The organism is Agrobacterium sp. BT-220-3, from assembly GCF_025910175.1.
In the GTDB taxonomy this organism is placed as follows: Bacteria; Pseudomonadota; Alphaproteobacteria; order Rhizobiales; family Rhizobiaceae; genus Agrobacterium; species Agrobacterium oryzihabitans.
Genome location: NZ_JAPAIX010000004.1, coordinates 133,635 through 156,685 on the forward strand (window position 1 = coordinate 133,635; position 23,051 = coordinate 156,685).

18 protein-coding genes are annotated in these 23,051 nt (G+C 59.4%); 8 read left to right on the forward strand and 10 right to left on the reverse strand.

Going from position 1 to position 23,051, the window contains the following annotated elements; translation table 11 throughout:
* Positions 1–255: 255 nt before the first annotated feature.
* Both OK142_RS13895 and OK142_RS13900 read left to right on the forward strand, forming a co-directional pair.
* Complete coding sequence (locus OK142_RS13895) at positions 256–939, forward strand: response regulator transcription factor (protein WP_003492637.1); 684 nt, start codon at positions 256–258, stop codon at positions 937–939.
* 156 nt (positions 940–1,095) lie between these two features.
* A complete protein-coding gene (locus OK142_RS13900) occupies positions 1,096–1,551 on the forward strand; it encodes a cyclic nucleotide-binding domain-containing protein (RefSeq protein WP_498683380.1) in 456 nt (151 codons plus the stop codon).
* Positions 1,552–1,566: 15 nt separating this feature from the next.
* Here OK142_RS13900 and OK142_RS13905 read toward each other — a convergent pair whose 3' ends face one another.
* From OK142_RS13905 to tesB, 6 genes are all read right to left on the reverse strand, one after another.
* Complete coding sequence (locus tag OK142_RS13905; RefSeq protein ID WP_003492631.1) at positions 1,567–2,370, reverse strand: exodeoxyribonuclease III; 804 nt, start codon at positions 2,368–2,370, stop codon at positions 1,567–1,569.
* A gap of 218 nt (positions 2,371–2,588) precedes the next feature.
* The gene (locus tag OK142_RS13910; RefSeq protein ID WP_164056391.1) at positions 2,589–3,314 is read right to left on the reverse strand and encodes an outer membrane lipoprotein carrier protein LolA; all 726 of its coding nucleotides are present in this window, start codon (positions 3,312–3,314) and stop codon (positions 2,589–2,591) included.
* Between the two features lie 50 nt (positions 3,315–3,364).
* Positions 3,365–6,037: a DNA translocase FtsK gene (locus OK142_RS13915; RefSeq protein ID WP_498683382.1), complete on the reverse strand. Its 2,673-nt coding sequence runs from the start codon at positions 6,035–6,037 to the stop codon at positions 3,365–3,367.
* 321 nt (positions 6,038–6,358) lie between these two features.
* Positions 6,359–7,708 (reverse strand): ammonium transporter, encoded by a 1,350-nt coding sequence (locus tag OK142_RS13920; RefSeq protein ID WP_137038364.1) that lies wholly within the window; start codon positions 7,706–7,708, stop codon positions 6,359–6,361.
* Positions 7,709–7,737: 29 nt separating this feature from the next.
* Positions 7,738–8,088 (reverse strand): P-II family nitrogen regulator, encoded by a 351-nt coding sequence (locus tag OK142_RS13925; RefSeq protein ID WP_003492620.1) that lies wholly within the window; start codon positions 8,086–8,088, stop codon positions 7,738–7,740.
* 213 nt (positions 8,089–8,301) lie between these two features.
* Complete coding sequence (gene tesB, locus OK142_RS13930) at positions 8,302–9,186, reverse strand: acyl-CoA thioesterase II (RefSeq protein ID WP_082183206.1); 885 nt, start codon at positions 9,184–9,186, stop codon at positions 8,302–8,304.
* On the opposite strand from tesB, the gene OK142_RS13935 reads away from it, so the two are divergent.
* The 4 genes from OK142_RS13935 to fdxA all read left to right on the forward strand — a co-directional run bounded on the left by OK142_RS13935 (position 9,162) and on the right by fdxA (position 14,897).
* Positions 9,162–10,487 (forward strand): ubiquinone biosynthesis hydroxylase, encoded by a 1,326-nt coding sequence (locus OK142_RS13935; RefSeq protein WP_498683587.1) that lies wholly within the window; start codon positions 9,162–9,164, stop codon positions 10,485–10,487. The two genes, tesB and OK142_RS13935, sit on opposite strands and share 25 nt — an antisense overlap.
* Before the next feature lie 426 nt (positions 10,488–10,913).
* Positions 10,914–13,979 (forward strand): helicase-related protein, encoded by a 3,066-nt coding sequence (locus OK142_RS13940; RefSeq protein ID WP_498683385.1) that lies wholly within the window; start codon positions 10,914–10,916, stop codon positions 13,977–13,979.
* A gap of 4 nt (positions 13,980–13,983) precedes the next feature.
* A complete protein-coding gene (locus tag OK142_RS13945) occupies positions 13,984–14,400 on the forward strand; it encodes an RNA-binding S4 domain-containing protein (RefSeq protein WP_498683386.1) in 417 nt (138 codons plus the stop codon).
* 158 nt (positions 14,401–14,558) lie between these two features.
* Entirely contained in the window at positions 14,559–14,897 is a 339-nt protein-coding gene (gene fdxA, locus OK142_RS13950) for a ferredoxin FdxA (protein ID WP_035222116.1), read from the forward strand.
* Between the two features lie 78 nt (positions 14,898–14,975).
* Here the strand turns inward: fdxA and holA are convergent, their stop codons facing one another.
* From holA to leuS, 3 genes are read right to left on the reverse strand one after another with little or no spacing between them, the layout of a single operon-like run.
* Positions 14,976–16,013, reverse strand: coding sequence for a DNA polymerase III subunit delta (gene holA / locus OK142_RS13955; RefSeq protein ID WP_498683388.1), 1,038 nt, complete (start codon positions 16,011–16,013; stop codon positions 14,976–14,978).
* An 11-nt stretch (positions 16,014–16,024) separates the two neighbouring features.
* A complete protein-coding gene (gene lptE / locus OK142_RS13960; protein ID WP_313612448.1) occupies positions 16,025–16,570 on the reverse strand; it encodes an LPS assembly lipoprotein LptE in 546 nt (181 codons plus the stop codon).
* On the reverse strand, positions 16,563–19,193 hold the full coding sequence (leuS, locus tag OK142_RS13965; RefSeq protein WP_498683390.1) for a leucine--tRNA ligase: 2,631 nt from the start codon (positions 19,191–19,193) through the stop codon (positions 16,563–16,565). The genes lptE and leuS overlap by 8 nt, the downstream gene beginning before the upstream one ends.
* A 192-nt stretch (positions 19,194–19,385) precedes the next feature.
* Between leuS and OK142_RS13970 the strand changes: the two genes are divergently transcribed.
* Positions 19,386–20,045 carry a YggS family pyridoxal phosphate-dependent enzyme gene (locus tag OK142_RS13970; protein WP_003492601.1) on the forward strand — a complete coding sequence of 220 codons (660 nt, stop codon included), beginning with the start codon at positions 19,386–19,388 and terminating at the stop codon, positions 20,043–20,045.
* A 59-nt stretch (positions 20,046–20,104) separates the two neighbouring features.
* On the opposite strand, the gene OK142_RS13975 is transcribed toward OK142_RS13970, so the two are convergent.
* On the reverse strand, positions 20,105–20,806 hold the full coding sequence (locus tag OK142_RS13975) for a DUF1013 domain-containing protein (RefSeq protein WP_035241253.1): 702 nt from the start codon (positions 20,804–20,806) through the stop codon (positions 20,105–20,107).
* Positions 20,807–21,041: 235 nt separating this feature from the next.
* Here OK142_RS13975 and acs point away from each other — a divergent pair, with 235 nt between their 5' ends.
* A complete protein-coding gene (gene acs / locus OK142_RS13980; RefSeq protein WP_137038357.1) occupies positions 21,042–22,997 on the forward strand; it encodes an acetate--CoA ligase in 1,956 nt (651 codons plus the stop codon).
* Positions 22,998–23,051: the final 54 nt, after the last annotated feature.

The window sequence follows — 23,051 nt, forward strand, 5'->3', positions numbered from 1 at the left end:
GGGCTGTCTGCTCATGTTTTTCACGAGATTTTGCTTTGCAGGTTATCTAACGTGAAGTCATAGCACTTCGTAATATCATGGCAATGGGTTGACCTTTTATCGGCAAACCGCTGAATTGGCTGACAATTAGAGCACCTTGCCGCCTTTTGGAGGCACTGGGATGCTCTAACTCTTTTAAACTACGCATTGTGCTTTCCGAAAATCGAACGCGATTTTTGGGTCGATGCGCTAAAGTAAGAAAGGCTGAGAATCCGAATGACGGCTCGCACTATCCTTCTGGTGGACGACGACGACGATCTTCGGGAGACGCTGACCGAGCAACTGTCTCCTTATGAGGAATTCTCGCTTCTGAGCGGCGCAAACGCCGCCCAGGCAATGCAGACCGCAAAGACCGCCCAGGTCGATCTTCTGATCATGGATGTCGGCCTTCCGGACATGGATGGCCGTGAAGCGGTAAAGCTTTTGCGAAAGGGTGGCTTCAAGGCACCGATCATCATGCTGACGGGGCATGATACCGATTCCGATACGATCCTCGGGCTTGAAGCCGGCGCGAATGACTATGTGACGAAGCCTTTCCGTTTTGCCGTGCTTCTGGCGCGCATCCGGGCGCAGCTGCGTCAATACGAACAGAGTGAGGACGCGGTTTTCACCGTCGGCCCCTATCAGTTCAAACCCAGCCAGAAGCTGCTGACGACGGAAGACGGCAAGAAAATCCGTCTGACGGAAAAGGAAGCGGCGATCATCCGTTACCTCTATCGCGCCGGCAGTGCCGTGGTGACGCGTGATGTCCTGCTGGAGGAGGTGTGGGGTTACAATTCCGGGGTGACGACGCACACGCTTGAAACCCACGTATATCGTCTGCGCCAGAAGATCGAGCGTGACCCTTCCAATGCTGAAATTCTGGTGACCGAGAATGGCGGCTACAAGATCGTTCCCTGAAGCGGGATAGTCCTGTCGCTTGGCATTCATCCGTGTTCTAAAGCTGGCGCCGTGCGTTTGAGAAAACGCACGGCGTTCTAACTGCTTGTATTTTGAAGACCGATATTGGAAAACCGCTATAGTAGCGCAGGCGGCTTTCTGGAGTAGCGATCAAACATGGCCTTGACGGACGATATCATGCTTCTGGGGCAAGTGCCGTTGTTTGCGGGCTTCAGCGATGATCAGCTGCGGCTGATCGCCTTCGGCGCGGAACGCCGCCGCGTCGCGGCAGGCCAGACATTGTTCCGGGAACATTCACCGGCCGAGTGCGCCTTTGCGGTGACATCAGGCCATTTCGAGCTTTTCACGGCAGGAAGGGACGGCAAGCCCGTGCTGCAGGCAACGCCCGGCAAGGGTGCGTTGCTTTCCGAACTTGCGCTTTTCACGCTCTGCGAACGGAAATTCACCGCTGTGGCCGCGGAGGATTCCGAGGTCATCCGCATCACGCGTATTCTTTTTCACCGGCTGGTGGAGGAGTTTCCGGAAGTGGCCGATATCGTATCGGCGCGCATTCGCGACAATATTGCGGCTCTGGCGGCAGGCGCGACCCGTTTGCAGAACCGCTTCGCCTGACGCTAGTCAAAACCGTTAGAATCGGAAATGCGCGGTAACCGGAACATGGTCCGATGGCCGGTTCCAGCCGCGCGCCTCGCGCAATATGTCGATTTTTTCAAGCGAGGGGCCTAGGTCCTGAGACGACCAGATATGGTCGAGACGGCGGCCGCGGTCTGCGGCTTCCCAATCCTTGGCGCGGTAGCTCCACCAGGTATAAATCTTTTCACTGTCAGGCACGTTCAGCCGCATCAGGTCGAGCCAGTTGCCCTTCTTCATGATATCCAGCATGCCGTCGGTTTCGACCGGCGTATGGCTGACGATTTTCAGTAGCTGCTTGTGCGACCACACGTCATTTTCAAGCGGTGCGATGTTGAGATCGCCGACGAGAATGGACGACGTGCCGGGAACGCCATCGGCGCGAAGCGCCTTCATTTCCTCGATGAAATCAAGCTTGTGGCCGAATTTCGGGTTTATTGAACGATCCGGTTCGTCGCCGCCGGCGGGCACGTAAAAATTATGCAGCCGCACGCGGCGCGATCCAACCTGAAAAATCGCGGAAATGTGCCGTGCATCGCCGATGCCGCAATAGTCCTGCCGATGGTCTTCGGTGAGCGGAATTTTCGAGGCGATCGCGACGCCGTGATAGCCCTTCTGGCCGTGGATGATGACGTGTTCGTAACCGAGCGCCTTCAGCGGCTTCATCGGAAATTCGCCATTCGGGCATTTTGTTTCCTGCAGGCAGAGAATGTCGGGTTTGTAACGCACCAGAAACTGCTCAACGATCGGCATTCTGAGTCTGACGGAGTTGATATTCCAGGTGGTTATCGAAAACGACATGCATGAGCTCCGCTTCTAGAATATTTTGGCATTTCCGGATGGAAAGAGGTGATCCCATTTCCTGGAATTGCTGTGTCGCCTCGAAGCCTGTTGTTTCGAGGCATGTTTCCGGGGCGCAGGCTTATAACATCGTGATGAAAACGGGAATGGATTTTAGCGGCAAAATAAAAAAGGCGACCGCAGGGCCGCCTTTCGAAGAGTTTTAAAGGCTCGATGCCTCAGCCGCGTTTGCGGACTTCCTCGTAATTGATGTTGAAGACGCGTTCATCGAGGTTCACGCCCGTCTGAACGTTGAAGATCATGACGGTCGTGTCCTTGTTCTGGGCGTCCGTCGTCGTCCACTGCCTCAGATCGAAGGTCTTCGGGTCGAACATCAGGGTAATAGTGGAATCGCCGAAGATGCTCTTGTCGCCCAGCACGATGGTGGTCAGGTCCGACTCTTCCTTCACATTCCGGACCTTCTGATTGCCGAGGTCGATCTTGTCGGACAGAAGCAGGCTGAGCGGGGTCTTTGACAGAGGGTAGAGATCCCACGTCTTCAGCTTCATATTGCCGATGACGACATTCTTGCCATCGGCGATGACCCGCATGGGCGAGGGGTCCTCATAATTGAAACGAAGCTTGCCTGGCCGTTCGATGTAGAATTTGCCGCCGGTCTGTTCACCGCGAGGGCCGAATTGCACAAATTCCCCCATCATGGTTTTGACCGAGGAGAAGTGATTGGCGATTTTCTGCGCGGTCGCGCCGTTGCCGGCGGCCTGGGCAAATGCGTTGAGCGGCGACAGGCCGGCCATGGCGGCTGCCATGGAAAATGCCGTCAGCACGCCGCGTCGCGTCACGCCGTTTTTCGGTGCGTTTGCGGCTGCAGTTTCGCCGGTGGTGAGGTCGTTCATTCTGTTCTCCTTCATCGCAGCGATTGTCCGCATAAAAGGCGGCGGCTTCATGACGTTGAAAGCGTGTAATAACGCTTCTCAACCCCGCTTGGTTGCGGATGTTATCGCTCGATGATGTCTGATTCCGTCGGTACGAGTATTTCGCGTTTTCCGGCATGGTTGGCAGGGCCGATAATGCCTTCCTGCTCCATGCGCTCGATCAGCGAGGCGGCGCGGTTGTAACCGATGCCGAGACGCCGCTGGACGTAGGAGGTGGAGGCCTTGCCATCCCTCAGAACGACAGCCACGGCCTGATCGTATGGGTCCTCGGAATCGGAGAAATTGCCGGCGCCGGCCGCCCCACCGCCATTGCCTTCCTCGTCGTCTTCCTCGGTGATCGCTTCCAGATATTCCGGCGATCCCTGGGTCTTCAGATAAGCGACGATCTCTTCCACCTCGTTGTCGGAGACGAACGGGCCGTGCACACGCTGGATGCGGCCGCCACCGGCCATATAGAGCATGTCACCCATGCCGAGCAGCTGTTCGGCACCCTGTTCGCCCAGAATGGTGCGGCTGTCGATCTTCGACGTCACCTGGAAGGAGATGCGGGTCGGGAAGTTCGCCTTGATGGTGCCGGTGATGACGTCAACGGACGGGCGCTGGGTCGCCATGATGACATGGATGCCGGCGGCACGCGCCATCTGAGCGAGACGCTGCACGGCGCCTTCGATGTCCTTGCCCGCAACCATCATCAGATCGGCCATTTCGTCGATGATGACGACAATATAGGGCAGGGGCTTCAGGTCGAATTCTTCCGTCTCGTACATGGCCTCGCCGGTCTGGCGGTCGAAGCCGGTCTGCACCGTGCGGGTAAGGATTTCGCCCTTGTCGATCGCCTGCTGCACGCGGCTGTTGAAGCCGTCGATGTTGCGCACGCCGATCTTCGACATCTTCTTGTAGCGCTCCTCCATCTCGCGCACCGTCCATTTCAGCGCCACGACGGCCTTTTTCGGATCGGTGACGACCGGAGAGAGCAGATGCGGAATGCCGTCATAGATCGACAGTTCGAGCATTTTCGGATCGATCATGATCAGGCGGCACTGTTCCGGCGACATGCGGTAAATGAGCGACAGGATCATGGTGTTGATGGCGACGGACTTGCCCGAGCCCGTGGTGCCGGCAACGAGCAGATGCGGCATCTTGGCGAGGTCGGCGATGACAGGTTCGCCGCCAATCGTCTTGCCGAGCGCCATTGCAAGCTTGGCCTTGCTGTTTTCGAAATCGCGGCTGCCAACCAGTTCGCGCAGGAACACGGTTTCGCGGGTCTGGTTCGGAAGTTCGATGCCGATGGCGTTGCGGCCGGGAACGACGGCCACGCGCGCGGCGATGGCGCTCATGGAGCGGGCGATGTCATCCGCAAGGCCGATGACGCGCGAGGATTTGATGCCGGGCGCCGGTTCCAGTTCGTAGAGCGTGACGACAGGGCCGGGGCGCACATGAATGATCTCGCCCTTGACGCCGAAATCCTCGAGGACCCCTTCGAGCAGGCGGGCATTCTGCTCCAGCACTTCCTCGCTCAGGGTATTGTCACGCACGACATTCTTAGGTTCCGCCAGAAGATGGACGCTGGGCAGCTGGAAACCGTCGGCGGCGATAAACGAGGCCTGCGCCTCCCTTGCCACACGCTCGCTCGGCTTGGGACGCGCGGAGGGGGCCGTAATTCTCGGCTGTCCGCGTCCCGGTGCCTGTCTTGCGATAAATTTGGGGTCGGATTGATCGGCGCTGTCGTCATCCGAGAGAATGCCACTGGGCAAGCGCTGCCCGTCTGCAGCGAGACGCGGCTCTCCGTCCATGTCGTCATCATCATCGAGCGCGATGGACGGAGGTGACACCTGCCGGCGGGATGCAGCACGTTCTTCGAAGGACGGCTCCGCGCGCTGGTCGAGGCGGTTGATTGCCGTCTTGAGGCGGGAAGGCTCGTTCAACGTGCCGAATTCATATTCGTTGAAATCGTAAGGATGTTCGAATTCGTCATGCAGGGATTTCGACTTGATGCCGAACAGGCGGCGAAGACGGGCCTGGGTGATGTACCAGTAATGTGCGATTGCGCCGAAGGCGAGGATATTGGCGAAGAAACCCTCGCCGTCGTCATCGTCTTCCTCGGCTTCCCGGGTGGCGCGCGCCTTGCTCGCAACGGGTGCGCGTTCTTCGAGTTCCGGGACATCTTCCGGACCTCCCATGAGACCGGCGGCGAACAGCATCAGCCAGGCGGCGGGTGCTGCGAATATGACGCCCAGTACCGTTGCAATGGTGCCGGTCGGATAAGCACCGATGAAAAGGGCCGGGAAGCGCAGGATCATATCGCCGATGACGCCGCCGATGCCGTTTGGCAGAGGCCACGTGACGGGCGCGGGAAAACAGCCGAGCGAGGCGGCGCAGACGATGGCGCCGGCAACCCAGGCGACGAGGCGGGCGGGTATCCGGTTGAACCTGCGTCCGGCAATCAGCGCGATCGCCCAGGCGATCATCGGCAAAAGCGAGATGATTGCGGAGAGACCGAGGAACTGCATCACGATATCGGCGAAGATCGCCCCGCCGTATCCTAGAAGATTGGTGGGCTGGTTTCCGGTGGCATAGGAGAGGCTCGGATCCGCCACATTCCATGTGGCCAGCGCGGCAATACCCAGCGCAATGGTGGCCAGCAACGCGAAACCGGCCAGAGCCATGATCTGCCGCACGAAAAACGCCGTCAGCACGAAGCGTGTGTGACGACCATCGAATGTCGGAGATTGCATTCTGCCCATGTCCCTGAACCCGTCGTTTTTGTGGTTTCGGCAAGATCCGGCAGGTGACCAGATCCCGGATTGACAGGGAAAACTAACCGCTCGCTGGTTAATGTCGTGTTAACCATGCGGTTTTTTGATGCTGCCAGAGCACTTCCGGTAAAAGTGCGACGCGGTTTTACGTCCGGAAAATGCGTGAAAACAAAGATCTAGAGCGCGTCCAACTATTCCGTTTAAACTGGATGCGCTCTAGCAGATTTGCGACAAAGAAAAAGGCCCGCCGGAGCGGGCCTTCTTTTGGGTAAGGGGATGGAGAACCCCTTTTCCCTGATCTTAAGAGTGGTAAGCGGCTTCGCCGTGGGTTGCGAGGTCGAGACCTTCGCGTTCCGCTTCGACCGGGACCCTCAGACCGACGATAACGTCGACGATCTTGTAGAGGATTGCCGAGACGATTGCGCACCAGACGATGGTGATGGCGACGGCGACGAACTGCGTCCAGACCTGCGAGGCGATGGAGAAGTCTTCCTTGCCCGTGCCGCCAAGCAGCGGCGAGGTGAAGATGCCGGTGCCGAGGGCGCCGATGATGCCGCCGATGCCGTGGACGCCGAAGACGTCAGCCGTATCGTCGTAACCGAACTTGTTCTTCACGACCGAGACGAAGAAGTAGCAGATCGGCGAGACGATGAGGCCGAGAACGATGGCGCCCATCGGGCCGACGGAGCCGGCCGCAGGCGTGACGGCGACGAGGCCGGCAATCATGCCCGAAGCAGCACCCAGCATGGAAGCCTTGCCGCGGGTGAAGCTTTCAACCAGCGACCACGAAACGATGGCAGCGGCAGTTGCGAGGAAGGTGTTCATGGTTGCAAGAACCGCACCGCCCGATGCTTCGAGGTTGGAGCCGGCGTTGAAGCCGAACCAGCCGAACCACAGCATGGCCGCGCCGACCATCGTCAGCGTCATGGAGTGGGGCGCCATCATGTCCTTGCCGAAGCCTGTGCGCTTGCCGACCATGATCGCGCCGATCAGGCCTGCCACACCGGCATTGATGTGAACGACCGTGCCGCCGGCGAAGTCGAGAGCGCCCATGCCGAAGATCAGGCCGTTCGCATCCCATACCATGTGTGCAATCGGGAAATAGACGAAGGTTGCCCACAGGATGGTGAAGAGGATGACGGCGGAGAACTTCACGCGTTCCGCAAAGGCGCCGACGATCAGCGCCGGTGTGATGGCCGCAAAGGTCATCTGAAAGGCGATGAAGGTATATTCGTAGATCACCACGCCTTCCGAGAAGGTCGCCGATGTGCTGTCAAGCGACACGCCGGAGAGGAACAGCTTGCCGAAGCCACCGAAGTACGGGCCGGTGCCGCCGCCAAAGGCGAAGGAGTAACCGTAGATCACCCAGACGAGCATCATCACTGCCGCGACGACCGTGCACTGCATGAGAACGGAGAGCATGTTCTTGGTGCGGACGAGGCCGCCGTAAAACAGGGCGAGGCCCGGAATGATCATGAAAAGCACGAGGATCGTCGCGACATACATGAATGCGGTGTCGGCTTTTTCCGGAACAGGCGCTGCTGCCGCTGCTGCCGGCGCGGCTTCCTGGGCAAAGGCGATGGCCGGGGCCATCAGGGCCGCCACACCGGCGCCCAGCTTGCCGAGCGTTGAAAACTTGTTGAGTTGCATAGCTAGAAAACTCCCCTGTCAGCCGTGCTTCAAAGCGCTTCTGTGTTGGTTTCGCCGGTACGGATGCGCACGGCCTGTTCGATAGAGTAGACGAAGATTTTTCCGTCACCGATCTGCCCGGTCTTTGCCGCAGACGCGATAGCCTCGACAGCCTTGTCGACGAGGTCGGATGGAACTGCGATTTCGATCTTCAGTTTGGGAAGGAAGCTCACCGCATATTCCGTGCCGCGATAAATCTCGGTATGCCCCTTCTGGCGTCCGTAACCCTTTACCTCGGTCACGGTCAGGCCTTGGATGCCGACGCCGGTGAGCGCTTCGCGCACCTCATCCAGCTTGAACGGCTTGATAATGGCCATCACAATTTTCATCTGGTTTCCCATCCTTTGTTTGTCCTCGGCACGGAGCCGACTCTCCTTGCCGCTGGCAGATCAGTAACAGCGACTGCGGACATACATTCAAAGGGCGTGCCAGTTTTTCATCTGGCTTATAAGTTATTGAAATATAAAACTTATATGAATGGCGTCTGAAAAAGGGGCATTTGTCGACGAAGTTTGCGTCTATTAAATGTGCGATTTCTGAGAAAAGCACATTATTTAATCATCTGCCCTTTTGCGGATCAAACCTTCCTGTGCGACGGAGGCGACCAGCTCACCCTGTCTGGTGAAAATATTGCCACGGGTCAAACCGCGGGCACCGGAGGCGCTGGGGCTATCCTGCTTGTAGAGCAGCCAATCATCCAACCGGCAGGGGCGGTGGAACCACATGGCGTGATCGAGGCTGGCCACCTGAATGGAAGGATCGAAGATCGTCGTTCCATGGGCGTAGAGCGATGTGTCGAGCAGGGTCATGTCCGACAGATAAGCCAGAATGGCCGACTGGAAATGCGGATTGTCGGGCACATCACCGACGGCGCGAACCCAGATATCCTGCTGCGGTTCCAGCTTTTCTTTCGAGATGTAATGGGTCAGTGAAACAGGTCTTATCTCGATCGGGCGCTTGTTGCTCCAGTATTTGCGGATCGAAGCGGGTGCCTTGGCGAGAAAGGCCGCCTGCATCTGCTCTTCGCTCATCAGCTTTTCGGGCGGCGTCACATCCGGCATTTTTATCTGATGGTCAAAGCCGTCCTCAAATATCTGAAACGATGCGGACATGGAAAAAATCGCCTTGCCATGCTGGATGGCGACCACGCGGCGGGTGCCGAAGCTGGAACCATCGCGGATGCGTTCCACCTGGTAGAGGATGGGCACCAGCGGATCGCCGGGGAGCATGAAATAGGCATGCAGCGAATGCACGAGGCGGTCGTCGTCTACGGTTCTCTGCGCGGCGATCAGGGCCTGCGCAATGACCTGGCCGCCAAAGACGCGCTGCCAGCCGATTTGCGGGCTTTCGCCCCGGAACAGGTTCTCTTCCAGCTTTTCGAGATCGAGCGTGGTGATGAGATTGGCCATCGGGTCTGACGTTTGCAAAGGATGCGACATTTTTTCGGCCTGCTCCGGCTGTAGGAAGACGTCACATGGTCTATAGTGCGCCGATGATGTGTGCACAAGATTTGAGGAGAAGCGCGATGCTAGACGTGGTGGTTGCAGGCGGCGGATATGTCGGTCTTTCCGTTGCTGTCGCAATTAAGCAGGCGGCCCGGCATCTCAATGTGCAGGTGGTTGAGGCAGCTCCCGAGGATGTCTGGAAGAAGGACGTCCGCGCCTCCGCCATTATTGCGGCGGCCACGCGCATGCTCGACGTTTTCGGCATATGGAACGAGATCGAACCGGAGGCCCAGCCGATCAACAAGATGATCGTCACCGATTCGAAGACCGCAGACCCCGTCCGTCCGGTGTTTCTGACGTTTGATGGTGTGGTCGAGGAGGGCGGGCCGTTCGCCCATATGGTTCCGAACGTTGCGATGGTCGGCGCTTTGCGAGGTCTGTGCGAGCGTCTTGGCGTTGAAATCCGCCATGGTCTCAGTGTTTCCGGCTTTACTACTGGGCCGCAATCGACATCGATCAGCCTTTCTGACGGCTCATCCCTTGAAGCGCGACTGCTCGTCGCCTGCGACGGGGTTCGCTCGGTGCTCAGGGATATGGCAGGCATCAAGACCGTGCAATGGAATTATGATCAGTCCGGGATTGTTACCACCGTCGAACACGAGCGGCCGCATGAGGGCTGCGCGGAGGAACATTTCCTGCCGTCGGGGCCTTTCGCCGTCCTGCCGCTCAAGGGAAACCGCTCCTCGCTTGTCTGGACCGAGCGCACGGCCGACGCCGACAGGCTGGTCGCTGCCGATGATCTGGTGTTCGAGGAAGAACTGGAGCGCCGGTTCGGTCACAAGCTCGGCCCTGTCCACCCCGTCGGCCCTCGCCGTGCCTTTCCGCTGGGGCTGACGCTGGCGCGCTCCTTCGTTGCACCGCGTTTCGCGCTCGCCGGCGATGCGGCCCATGGGATTCATCCAATCTCGGGCCAGGGCCTCAATCTCGGCTTCAAGGATGTTGCAGCCCTGGCCGAAACCGTTGTCGAGGCCGACCGCCTCGGCCTCGATATCGGCTCCCTCAACGTTCTCGAGCGGTACCAGTCCTGGCGGCGTTTCGATACATTGCGGATGGGTGTGACGACGGATGTGCTGAACCGGCTTTTCTCCAACGATGTCGGACCCATCCGCATCATGCGGGATTTCGGGCTGGGTGTTGTCGATCGTTTGCCGGCGCTGAAATCCTATTTCATCGGGCAGGCCGCCGGCACGACAGATGCGAATGCGCCGCGTTTGCTCGCTGGCGAGGCGCTCTGATCCCGCGATTGCGGCTTGACAGCCGATTCCGGTATTTTTGGCGAAAGGCCGGTGCGGAAAGCATGAATCCGGGCAAGGACTTACCCGGATTCACAATCTGGTATGGGAAGCGCATTCGCCAACCAGATGCTGTAGAGAACAAAAGCTGAATCCCGTCGAGTCAGCGATTCGTATTCGATTCGTTCGCAGACTGTTCCGCAACCGAATCGATTCCATTTTCGCCGGATTCTTTTTATTCTCTCAACCGGCTGAATCTGAACGGAAAATTCGGTGCAGCAGGAGCTGCCGCCGACTTTACGGGCAAGGCCTATTGCCTTTGTCTTCGGGCATTGCCATGTGTGGTGCGTGCGGCCTGCATCAGCGATGGTGGGCGGCACGGCAAGCAGTGCAAGTCGATTCGCGGATAGTACGTTGAATTTTCGCCCCATGATCCTGAGCGGCCGCGGTGTCACGGCCGTTCTCGGCCCCACCAATACCGGCAAGACCCATTACGCGATCGAGCGTATGGTGGCGCATGGCAGCGGTGTCATCGGCCTGCCGCTGCGCTTGCTGGCGCGGGAGGTCTATACCCGCCTTGTCGAAAAGGTGGGTGCGCCGAATGTGGCGCTAATTACCGGCGAAGAAAAGATTTCACCTCCCAAAGCCAAATATTCCGTCTGCACGGTGGAAGCCATGCCGCGCGAGACGACGGCCGCATTTGTCGCGATCGACGAGGTGCAGCTGGCCGGCGATCTGGAGCGTGGCCATATCTTCACCGACCGCGTGCTGCATTTGCGCGGGCGGGAGGAAACGCTGCTCCTTGGCGCAGGCACGATGCGCCCGATCCTTGAAAAGCTCTTGCCAGGAATTACCGTGGTGGAGCGGCCGCGCCTGTCGCAGCTTTTTTATGCGGGCCAGAAAAAGATTACCCGCCTGCCGCAACGCACGGCAATTGTCGCCTTTTCCGCCGATGAGGTTTATGCCATCGCCGAACTGGTGCGTCGCCAGCGCGGCGGTGCCGCCGTTGTGCTGGGCGCGCTTTCGCCGCGCACGCGCAATGCGCAGGTCGGTCTTTACCAGTCCGGCGATGTCGAATATCTGGTGGCGACGGACGCCATCGGCATGGGCCTTAACCTCGATGTCGATCATGTCGCCTTCGCGCAGGACCGCAAATTCGACGGTTATCAGTTCCGCAATCTCAACCCCGGCGAGATCGGCCAGATCGCCGGCCGCGCCGGCCGCCACCTTCGCGATGGCACTTTTGGCGTGACGGGGCGCGTCGATCCCTTTGACGACGAATTGGTGGAGCGTATCGAGACCCATCAGTTCGACGCGGTGAAGGTGCTGCAGTGGCGGACGAAGAATTTCGATTTCTCCTCCATCGCCAATCTGCGTTTGAGCCTTGATGCCGCACCGGCGATCCAGGGACTTTCCCGGGCTCTGCCGGCGATCGACCAGCAGGCGCTGGAATATCTGTCGCGTTACCCTGAGATCATCGACGTGACGACGACGGATGCGCGGGTGGAAAAACTGTGGGAGGCATGCGCGCTTCCCGACTATCGCCGTATCGCACCTGCCCAGCATGCCGACCTGATCTCGACGCTCTATTTCGATCTCGTAAAACGCGGTGCTGTGAACGAAGATTTCATGGGTGAGCAGGTGCGCCGCGCCGACCGCACGGACGGAGAGATCGATACACTGTCTGCAAGGATTGCGCAGATCAGAACATGGACTTATGTATCGAACCGCCCAGGATGGCTTGCCGATCCGACACACTGGCAAGAAAAGACGCGGGAAATCGAGGATCGATTGTCCGATGCACTACATGAAAGGTTGACGAAACGCTTTGTTGATCGCAGGACATCTGTGCTCATGAGGCGCCTGAGAGAGAATGCGATGCTTGAAGCTGAAATCAGTGTAAATGGTGATGTCTTCGTAGAAGGACATCACGTCGGCCAGTTGGCCGGGTTCCGGTTCACGCCGGTGCCGGGAATGGAAGGGCCGGATCAGAAGGCCGTGCAGGCTGCGGCGCAAAAGGCGCTCGCGCTCGAATACGAGGCGCGTGCTGCGCGTCTGCATGCCAGTGGAAACGGCGATCTCGCTTTGAGCTCCGATGGTCTGGTTCGCTGGTTGGGCGAGCCGGTGGCCCGCCTTTCGGCAGGCGACAACATCATGAAGCCGCGTATGATCCTGCTTGCCGACGAACAGTTGAGCGGCAATGCCCGCGATCATGCGCTGGCGCGTGTCGAACGTTTCGTCAATCATCAGATTGCGACCGTGCTGAAGCCGCTGGACGATATTTCCCGCGCCGAAGACCTTCAGGGTCTGGCGAAGGGACTGGCGTTCCAGCTGGTCGAAAATCTTGGCGTTCTGTTCCGCCGCGACGTCACCGAAGACGTGAAGTCGCTGGATCAGGATGCGCGCGCCTCCATGCGCCGCTACGGTGTGCGCTTTGGTGCCTATCACGTCTTCCTGCCCGCGCTGCTGAAGCCGGCTCCGGCCGAGCTTGTCACGCTGCTCTGGGCCCTGAAGAATGATGGCCTCGGCAAGCCGGGTTATGGCGATCTCATTCCGGTTCTGGCCGCCGGCCGCACCTCCGTGGTGACGGACCCGACCTTCGAGCGCATGTTCTACAAGCTTGCCGGTTTCCGTTTCCTCGGAAAGCGCGCCGTGCGTATCGACATTCTCGAGCGTCTGGCCGATCTCATCCGTCCGCTGTTGCAGTGGAAGCCCGGCCAGCAGCCGCGTCCGGAAGGCGCCTATGACGGCCGTCGTTTCACGACGACGACTGCGATGCTTTCCATTCTCGGTGCGACGCTCGACGACATGGAAGAGATCCTCAAGGGCCTCGGCTACCGTGCTGACCAGGTGACGGCGGAGGAGGCGCAGGCCTTCCTCGCCAGCCAGACCGGTACTGCGGCTACGGCCGCCGCTGAAGCGGTGACGGAAGAGGAAGGCGCCGAGACCGAGCAGGATGAACCCGCTTCGGAAGAGCAGTCGTCCGAGACGGCCGTTGCTGAAGCCGCCGAGGAAACACCGGTCGTGGAAGCCGTCAGCGAAGAAGCTGCGGTGAGCGAGACCGTGCCTGCGGAAAGCGCTGAGGCTGCCGAGCCGAAGCCTGTTCTTCTGTGGCGTCCGGGTGGTCGCAACGAAAACCAGCGTAGCGAGAATCGTCGTCCGGGCAATCGCGGTCAAGCCCGCGATGGCGCGCGCGAGCAGGGCGAGCGTCGTGGCGAAGGCCGTCGTGACAATCGTGACGGCGCAAATCGTGAAGCTGCCAATCGTGGCGGTGAGGGCGAGCGCAAGCGTGATGGCGGACGCCCTGATCGCGGCAATCGCAACGATCGTCAGGATCGCGGCGAGCGCAAGGACAGGCCGGACCGTAATGACCGCGGCGGAAAACCGCAGGGTCAGCAACGTTTCGAAGCCAAGCCGCCCCGCAAGGAGAAGCCACTAGACCCGGATTCGCCTTTCGCAAAACTCGCTGCTCTCAAGGAGCAGCTGAAGAAGTAAGCCTATGGGGAGCAAAGAACAGCCATTGGAGAGTACGCATCAGCGTCTGGACAAGTGGTTGTTCTTTGCCCGCATGGCTAAATCCCGCTCCCTTGCCCAAGGTTATATCCAGTCTGGCCAGGTTAAGGTCAATGGTGTCACTGTCCGTCAGCCAAGCCATGCCGTGAAGGCGGGTGACAGGCTCGATATCGGTTTCGAGCGGATGGACAAGGTACTCGTCGTCAAGTCCGGCGGCGAGCGGCGTGGGCCCTATGAAGAGGCCAGGCTTCTCTATGACGATCTGACGCCGCCACGGGCGCCTTCCGACGGGCTGAGCCCCCTGGAGCAGGCGATGCGAGAGCCGGGCAGCGGTCGTCCGACCAAAAAAGAGCGCAGAGCGCTCGACAAGTTTCTGTCAGACAGTGACGGAAATACAGATTAGAATAAACCTCCAAGTCGAGCCGGTTTTTCAGAATTGTTTATCCTTGCTATCTGAAGGCAAAGGCATTACGTCACTTGCGAAATTGCCCTGTCTGAATTCCGGGCGACGGCTTGTGTTCCGAAGCCCAAAGACCCGGCCTGCATATTCTGGAGTTCATCATGACATATGTCGTGACCGACAATTGCATTCGCTGCAAATATACCGATTGCGTTGAAGTCTGCCCCGTCGACTGCTTTTACGAGGGTGAGAATTTCCTCGCGATCAATCCTGATGAATGCATCGACTGCGGTGTGTGCGAACCGGAATGTCCCGCCGAGGCAATCAAGCCCGATACGGAGCCGGGTCTCGACAAGTGGCTGAAGCTGAATGCGGAATATGCAGCGATCTGGCCGAACATCACGATAAAGCGCGACCCCATGCCCGAAGCCAAGGAAATGGACGGCGTCGAGGGCAAGCTGGACCTTTATTTTTCCGCCGAACCCGGTCAGGGTGACTGAGTTTTCGACGGCCTATCGTCTTCGTACTATGATTTTGAGAGCCCTCGCAGCGCCAGCGCGAGGGCTTTTTGCTGAAGTTCAGCCACCTCGGCCGGATTGCAGCGTGGTCGAAAGCAGGGTCAGAAGGGCCACGCTTTCTTCCACGCTTTGCCGCTGGCGGCTTTGCAATATGGCCGCCTGCAGGCGGTTCATCTCGCGGGCAATCGCCGCTGGCTGCCATGTGCGCAGTGCCCTTTCGATGATCGGCTTTCTGCGAAAATGGATGTGGCGTCCGAGCGTTTGCATGACCTGACCGGCCTGCTGCTTTTTCTCGTCCATTTCGGCCCGCATCTGGTCGAGCAGCTGGAATTGCTTGAGGCAACCCTGAAGCACCAGAAAAATCGGCGTCTTTGACGAGATGATCTTCTGGGTCGCGTGGAAAAAGGCGTTTCTGTCACCTTTTAGAATGGCGTCGACCGCGTCGTCAGCGGAAACCGTGCTGGCATCGCCGATGATCGCCAGCACGTCGTCTTCCTCGATCACTTCCGCGCCACGGCAATAGAGTGCCAGCTTGCGGATCTCGTTGCGCGACGCGATGCGATCGCCGCCAAGCGATTCAATCAGTCTCTGCCGCGCGACCGGCGCGATGCGCAGATTGTCGGCCGACAGTTCCTGATCGATCAGTGCATTCAACGAGCGAGCATCATCCGCATAACAGGGGATTGCGGCGATCGAGCGCGCGGGTTCTGCGATCTTGCGCAGCCCGGTGCCTTTTTTGAGGTCACCCGCCTCGATGATCAGGAAACTTGCTTCGGGTGGTGTTTCGGCCAGTATCTGGAGCGCATCCACCAGTGCCTTCTCAGCCGACGCACCTTTGATCCAGACGAGTTTTTCACCACCGAAGAGACCAATGGCGTTGACCTCATCGAGGAGGCGGCCGGGATCACCCTGCAGGTCGGATGCGGCCAGTTTCAGTGATGCAAAGGCGTCATCGGGATCGATGCCGGTTTTTTTAGCGATGAGGTTGGCCCGCTCCGATACGAGGCCCCGATCTGGGCCATAGAGCACAAAAACGCGAAAGCGCTCCGCCGGGTTTTCGGCGAAGCGCTCAAACTCATGCGATTTTATCTCCGCCACGGCCGCGGTTCTCAGCGGCCGAGAGTGGCGGCGATATCGGTGCGGATGATTTCAGCCAGTTCGCGGGCCGCCCGGTTTTCAGCATCGCGGGTCGCCCGGATCTTGGCGAATTCCTGCTGCGGCAGATCCACCTGCGCCGTTACGCTGCGGCGTGCGGAGCGTAGGATCTGACCATCGGAAATACGGGTCAGAACGTAGTTGCCGGTCATCACCACACGGCCGGGATAGGGGCCGTCGTAATTGTTGTTCGCGCGGGTCGTCAGGTCGTAATTCTGCACTTCCGTCGTTGAGGAGCTAGAGCTGACGGAAATCTTGACGTTATACTGTGCCGTTGCCGGCTGGCCTGCGCCACCCGCCATCAGAAAGATCAGCTGATTGCGGACTTCCTGCCCAACTCTTCCACCGACGTCGGAAACGCTGACAGCCGCCAGCCTTTCCTTGGTTCCGGAAGCCTCGCCATAAAGCGGGCGCACCTGGCAGCCCGCCAGAAGACCAGCCATCATCACGACGGAAATTGCTGCCGCGACGCGGCTCCATCTCGAAAAAACGTCAGACAACAATGTTCACAATCCTCTGCGGAACCACGATGACTTTCTTGGGCTCGCCACCGGCAAGAATAGATTTCACGGCATCCAGCGCAAGGGCGGCCGTGCGGACCGCATCTTGATCCGCATCGCGCGCGATTGTCAATTCGCCGCGCTTCTTGCCGTTGACCTGAACGGGCATGACCACATCGTTTTCCTCGACCAGTGAGGGCACGAAAGCCGGCCATGGCGTCTGGGCGACGAGACCCGTGTTCCCCAGTGCCGACCAGCATTCTTCGGCCAGATGCGGCGTCATGGGGGCAATGATGCGGATGAGGATTTCGACGGCATCGCGTGCCGCTGCCTTCACATCATCCGGCTTGCCGCCCGCCGCGACATCGGCAAGCGGGCCGGCCAGGGCGTTGACCAGTTCGTAAATGCGGGCAATCGCCTTGTTGAAGGCGAGCTTGTCCAGATCTTCCTGAACGGCTTTCAGCGTCTTGTGGGCGGCCTTGGACGCTGTTAGGCCCTCACCTTCGGTCGCAGGCTGCGGCTGAACTTTCTTCAGTTCCTCGGCTGCTTCGCCGATGATGCGCCAGACGCGCTGGACGAAACGGTTTGCACCCTCCACGCCAGCTTCCGACCAGATGACGTCGCGATCCGGCGGAGAATCCGACAGGACGAAGAAGCGCGCGGTGTCCGCCCCATAGGATGCGATGATATCGTCAGGGTCGACCACGTTCTTCTTCGACTTCGACATCTTCTCGATCGAGCCGATCCTGACTTCGGCGCCGGAGGACAGGAGGAAAGCCCGGCGAGCGCCGTCCGTCTCCTCGATGCGCAGGTCGGCGGGTGCTATCCATTCGCGGCCAGTGCCTTCGCCATGGCTGTAGGTCTCGTGCACCACCATGCCCTGTGTGAACAGGCCCTTGAAGGGCTCCTTGACGCCCACATGGCCGGTCTCGCGCATGGCACGGGTGAAGAAGCGGGAATAGAGCAGATGCAGGATCGCATGCTCGATGCCGCCGATATACTGATCGACGGGCAGCCAGTGGTTGGCCACCTTCGGGTCGGTTGGCTGGTCTTCCCACGGCGCGGTGAAGCGGGTGTAATACCAGCTGGAATCGACGAAAGTATCCATCGTGTCGGTTTCGCGACGCGCGTCATGGCCGCATTGCGGGCAGGCAACGTGACGCCATGTGGGGTGGCGGTCCAGCGGGTTGCCGGGCACGTCGAAGGTCACGTCATCCGGCAGCTTGACCGGCAGGTCCTTCTTCGGAACCGGCACCACGCCGCAGACTTCGCAATGGATGACGGGGATAGGGCAACCCCAGTAGCGCTGGCGGGAAATGCCCCAGTCGCGCAGGCGGAAATTGACCTTGCGCTCGGCCTGCGGCGCATTGCCCAGCATCTCGGCGGAGAGCTTCTGCACGACCGCCTCAAAGGCGTCAGTCGTGTTCATGCCGTTCAGGAAGCCGGAATTGATCATCACGCCGTCATCGGTATAGGCCGTGTCCTCGACGGTGAAGCTTTCTGCATCCGGGCCTTCAGGGGCGACGACAGCCACGACCGGCAGGCCGTATTTGCGGGCGAAGTCCAGATCGCGCTGGTCACCCGATGGGCAGCCGAAAATCGCACCCGTGCCGTAATCCATCAACACGAAATTAGCGACGTAGACGGGCAGTTCCCAGGTGGGATCGAGCGGGTGCACGACCTTGACGCCGGTATCGATGCCCTTCTTTTCTGCCGTTTCCAGCGCTGCGAGCGAGGTGCCATGGCGGCGGCATTCATCGCAGAACTCGGCGATATCGGGGTTGTTCGCCGACAATTCTTTTGCCAGCGGGTGGTCTGCGGCAATCGCCAGGAAAGATGCGCCGAACAGGGTGTCCGGACGCGTCGTATAGACGGTGATGTCGGAAAAACCTTCCGGCACTGTTCCGGCAACTGTCTGCCAGCGCAGCGACAGGCCTTCGGAGCGGCCGATCCAGTTCTTCTGCATCAGGCGCACTTTTTCCGGCCACTGGTCCAGCGTGTCCAGCTCGTCCAGCAGATCCTGGCTGAAATCGGTGATGCGGAAGAACCATTGCGTCAGTTCGCGCTGCTCGACCAGCGCGCCGGAGCGCCAGCCGCGGCCGTCGATCACCTGCTCATTGGCGAGAACGGTATGGTCGACGGGATCCCAGTTGACCTTGGACTGCTTGCGGTAAACCAGCCCCTTTTCCATGAAGTCGACGAACAGCGCCTGCTGGCGGTGGTAATATTCCACGTCGCAGGTCGCGAATTCACGGGTCCAGTCCAGCGACAGGCCCATGGACTTCAGCTGGCCGCGCATGGTTGCGATATTCTGGTAGGTCCAGTCCTTCGGGTGAACCCTGTTCTGCATGGCCGCGTTTTCCGCAGGCATGCCGAAGGCGTCCCAGCCCATCGGGTGCAGAACGTTGAAGCCGCGTGCACGCTTGTAGCGGGCGACGACGTCGCCCATGGCATAGTTGCGGACGTGGCCCATGTGAATGCGCCCCGACGGGTAGGGAAACATCTCTAGAACGTAATACTTCTCACGCGGATCGCTGTTGTCGGTGACGAAAACCTTGTCTTCGTTCCATTTCTGCTGCCAGCGCGGCTCGGCGTCGCGAGGATTGTAACGTTCGATGGCCATTGTTCTGAATTCCGGGTATCGAGGGGAAAAATTTGCGCTGACCTTCACCATGAAACGACCGGGGCGTCAAGTTTGGCGGGGCGTCCGGGCGTTCAATCTTGGCCAGCGTGCCTCAAATGGTGCTAAACCCGCTTGGCATCAAGGCAATCGGCGTCTAGTTAGCTTGCGAATGGTTCAAATAAAGGTTCTGTGATGGAAATCGAAGCACGTCTTGAGGATGTCAGGCAGCGTATCGCGGAAGCTGCGGAAAAATCCGGTCGCAAGGCTGAAGAGGTTACGCTCGTCGCCGTCTCGAAGACATTCGATGCGGAGACCATCCAGCCGGTCATCGACAGTGGCCAGCGCGTGTTCGGTGAGAATCGTGTTCAGGAAGCGCAGGGCAAGTGGCCTGGCCTGAAAGAGAAGACACCTGACATCGAACTGCATCTGATCGGTCCGCTGCAATCCAACAAGGCGTCGGATGCCGTCGCGCTGTTTGACGTCATACAGAGCATCGACCGGGAGAAAATCGCCCGTGCGCTGTCCGAAGAATGTGCCAAACAGGGCCGCAGCCTTCGTTTTTATGTGCAGGTCAATACGGGGCTTGAGCCGCAGAAGGCTGGCATCGATCCGCGCGAGACGGTCGCCTTCGTTGCTCTTTGCCGGGACGAGCTGAAATTGCCGGTGGAGGGACTGATGTGCATTCCGCCGGCGGAGGAAAATCCCGGCCCGCATTTCGCGCTTCTGGCAAAGCTTGCAAAACAATGCGGCCTCGAGAAGCTTTCCATGGGCATGTCAGGCGATTTCGAGACTGCCGTTGAATTCGGCGCCACCAGCGTGCGGGTCGGCTCGGCGATCTTCGGCGCGCGATAAACCATTCAACAAAAAACCCGGCACTGCGGCCGGGTTTTAAATGAATGCAAGACGTCCGATCAGTAGTGATCGTCCTCGTCTTCGTCCTTCGGTGTCGACTTCAGCGAGCTGAGCTTCTTGAAGACGGCGTCGGCATCGATCTGTTCGTCTTCCTCGCGCTGGAAGTTATAGTCCAGACCTTCCGTCACCGTTGCCGGCTGCAGCGTGTTGCCGAGTTCTTCGGCAGTCGGCAGCGGGCGGCCGCGCGAGGCGCGTTCAACCTCGAGGTCGAGATCGATCTGGCTGCAGAGGCCAAGCGTCACCGGGTCCATCGGCGTCAGGTTGGCCGAATTCCAGTGGGTGCGGTCGCGAATCTGCTCGATGGTGGATTTGGTGGTGCCGACGAGGCGCGAAATCTGCGCATCCTTCAGTTCCGGGTGGTTACGAACCAGCCAGAGAATGGCGTTTGGACGATCTTGGCGCTTGGAAACTGGCGTATAACGCGGGCCGCGGCGCTTGGATTCCGGCACACGGACCTTCGGCTCGGAAAGCTTGAGCTTGTGGTTGGGGTTGCCTTCAGCGCGGGCGATCTCGTCGCGGGAAAGCTGTCCGGTCGCGATCGGGTCGAGGCCCTTGATGCCCTGCGCGGCTTCACCGTCGGCAATCGCCTTGACTTCGAGCGGGTGCAGTTTGCAGAACGTGGCGATCTGATCGAACGACAGCGCGGTGTTGTCAACCAGCCATACAGCCGTAGCTTTTGGCATGAGCAATTGTTGAGCCATAGATACAGTCCTTCTGTCCGTCCGCGCCGGTGTCGCGGGCGTGGTATCAACCACTGATTTCCGGGATATTGGCGCTCTATAACCGGATTGCATCATAATTGCAATTCTTTGCAAAACAAATGCCTTTGTCTAATTGCCGTCGGTCATCGACCTGCTATGAATTCACCACATGCCTGAGGATGGGAGTCTCTCGGCGCGCGCTAAAACAAGACATACTTGGTTTCAGGAGGAGTTCATGTCTGCCAAAATCTATCCGGTGCTCAAATCGGCGAAGGCCCGTACGCTCATCGACAATGAGCGTTACCAGAAATGGTATCAGGAGAGCGTCGAGGATCCAGAAAAGTTCTGGGACAAGCACGGCCGGCGGATCGACTGGTTCAAGCCCTATACCAAGGTCAAGAACACGTCCTTCAAGGGACGGGTGCCGATCAAGTGGTTCGAGGACGGTCTGACCAACGTCTCCTATAACTGTATCGACCGGCATCTGAAGACGCATGGCGAGCGCACGGCGATCATCTGGGAAGGTGACAATCCCTATATCGACAAGAAGATCACCTACAACCAGCTTTACGACTATGTCTGCCGACTGGCGAACGTGCTGAAGAAGCACGGTGTGAAGAAGGGTGACCGCGTCACCATCTACATGCCGATGATTCCCGAAGCGGCCTATGCCATGCTCGCCTGCGCGCGCATCGGCGCCGTCCATTCCGTCGTGTTCGGCGGGTTCTCGCCAGAGGCGCTGGCGGGCCGTATCGTCGACTGCGAATCGACCTTCGTCATCACCTGCGATGAGGGCGTGCGCGGCGGCAAGCCGATCCCGCTGAAGGAAAACACCGACAAGGCGATCGATATTGCCGCCAAGCAATATGTCATCGTCAACAAGGTTCTGGTCGTGCGCCGCACCGGCGGCAAGACCGGCTGGGCACCGGGCCGCGACATCTGGTACCATCAGGAAATCGCCACCGTGAAACCGGATTGCCCGCCGGTGAAGATGCGGGCGGAAGATCCGCTGTTCATCCTTTATACGTCGGGCTCCACCGGCAAGCCGAAGGGCGTGCTGCACACCACGGGTGGTTACCTCGTCTATACGTCGATGACGCATGAATATGTGTTCGATTACAAGGATGGTGAGGTCTATTGGTGTACCGCCGATGTCGGCTGGGTCACCGGCCATTCCTACATCGTCTATGGGCCGCTTGCGAACTGCGCGACGACGCTGATGTTCGAGGGCGTGCCCAACTTCCCGGATCAGGGCCGCTTCTGGGAAGTCATCGACAAGCACAAGGTCAATATCTTCTACACCGCACCGACAGCGCTCCGATCGCTGATGGGGGCGGGTGACCAGTTCGTGACGCGTTCGTCGCGCTCCAGCCTCCGGCTTCTCGGCACGGTGGGCGAGCCAATCAATCCGGAAGCCTGGGAGTGGTATTACCATGTGGTCGGTGAGGACAAGAGCCCCATCGTCGACACATGGTGGCAGACGGAAACCGGCGGCATTCTCATCTCGCCGCTGCCGGGCGCGACCGATCTGAAACCCGGCTCGGCGACGAGGCCGTTCTTCGGCGTGCAGCCGCAGCTTGTCGATGCCGAAGGCAAGGTGCTGGAGGGCCCGGCGGACGGCAACCTCTGCATCATTGACAGCTGGCCGGGCCAGTCGCGGTCTGTTTATGGCGATCACCAGCGCTTTATCGATACCTATTTCTCGACCTACAAGGGCAAGTACTTCACCGGTGACGGCTGCCGGCGTGATGAGGACGGCTATTACTGGATCACCGGCCGCGTCGATGATGTCCTGAACGTTTCCGGCCACCGCCTCGGCACCGCCGAGGTGGAGTCCGCACTGGTGTCGCATCACCAGGTTTCGGAAGCGGCTGTGGTCGGTTATCCGCATCCCATCAAGGGGCAGGGCATCTATTGTTATGTCACGCTGATGGCCGGCCAGAACGGTGATTATGCGCTGCGCGAAGAGCTGGTAAAGCACGTGCGCAATGAGATCGGTCCGGTCGCAACACCCGACAAGATCCAGTTCGCGCCGGGCCTGCCGAAGACCCGTTCCGGCAAGATCATGCGGCGTATCCTGCGCAAGATCGCCGAGGACGATTTCGGCGCGCTGGGGGATACGTCGACGCTCGCCGATCCGGCGGTGGTGGAAGATCTCATCGCCAACCGGCAGAACCGCACGGCGTCCTGATTTTCATAAAAAGGCTGCTTCGGCAGCCTTTTTTCTGGTCTGAGTTTTCCGCAA

Bases quoted from the DNA above. Each gene is read 5' to 3' on its own strand.
- OK142_RS13895 (WP_003492637.1), top strand. From the start codon at position 256: ATGACGGCTCGCACTATCCTTCTGGTGGACGACGACGACGATCTTCGG.
- OK142_RS13900 (WP_498683380.1), top strand. From the start codon at position 1,096: ATGGCCTTGACGGACGATATCATGCTTCTGGGGCAAGTGCCGTTGTTT.
- OK142_RS13905 (WP_003492631.1), bottom strand. From the start codon at position 2,370: ATGTCGTTTTCGATAACCACCTGGAATATCAACTCCGTCAGACTCAGA.
- OK142_RS13910 (WP_164056391.1), bottom strand. From the start codon at position 3,314: ATGAAGCCGCCGCCTTTTATGCGGACAATCGCTGCGATGAAGGAGAAC.
- OK142_RS13915 (WP_498683382.1), bottom strand. From the start codon at position 6,037: ATGCAATCTCCGACATTCGATGGTCGTCACACACGCTTCGTGCTGACG.
- OK142_RS13920 (WP_137038364.1), bottom strand. From the start codon at position 7,708: ATGCAACTCAACAAGTTTTCAACGCTCGGCAAGCTGGGCGCCGGTGTG.
- OK142_RS13925 (WP_003492620.1), bottom strand. From the start codon at position 8,088: ATGGGAAACCAGATGAAAATTGTGATGGCCATTATCAAGCCGTTCAAG.
- tesB (WP_082183206.1), bottom strand. From the start codon at position 9,186: ATGTCGCATCCTTTGCAAACGTCAGACCCGATGGCCAATCTCATCACC.
- OK142_RS13940 (WP_498683385.1), top strand. From the start codon at position 10,914: ATGATCCTGAGCGGCCGCGGTGTCACGGCCGTTCTCGGCCCCACCAAT.
- OK142_RS13945 (WP_498683386.1), top strand. From the start codon at position 13,984: ATGGGGAGCAAAGAACAGCCATTGGAGAGTACGCATCAGCGTCTGGAC.
- fdxA (WP_035222116.1), top strand. From the start codon at position 14,559: ATGACATATGTCGTGACCGACAATTGCATTCGCTGCAAATATACCGAT.
- leuS (WP_498683390.1), bottom strand. From the start codon at position 19,193: ATGGCCATCGAACGTTACAATCCTCGCGACGCCGAGCCGCGCTGGCAG.
- OK142_RS13970 (WP_003492601.1), top strand. From the start codon at position 19,386: ATGGAAATCGAAGCACGTCTTGAGGATGTCAGGCAGCGTATCGCGGAA.
- OK142_RS13975 (WP_035241253.1), bottom strand. From the start codon at position 20,806: ATGGCTCAACAATTGCTCATGCCAAAAGCTACGGCTGTATGGCTGGTT.
- acs (WP_137038357.1), top strand. From the start codon at position 21,042: ATGTCTGCCAAAATCTATCCGGTGCTCAAATCGGCGAAGGCCCGTACG.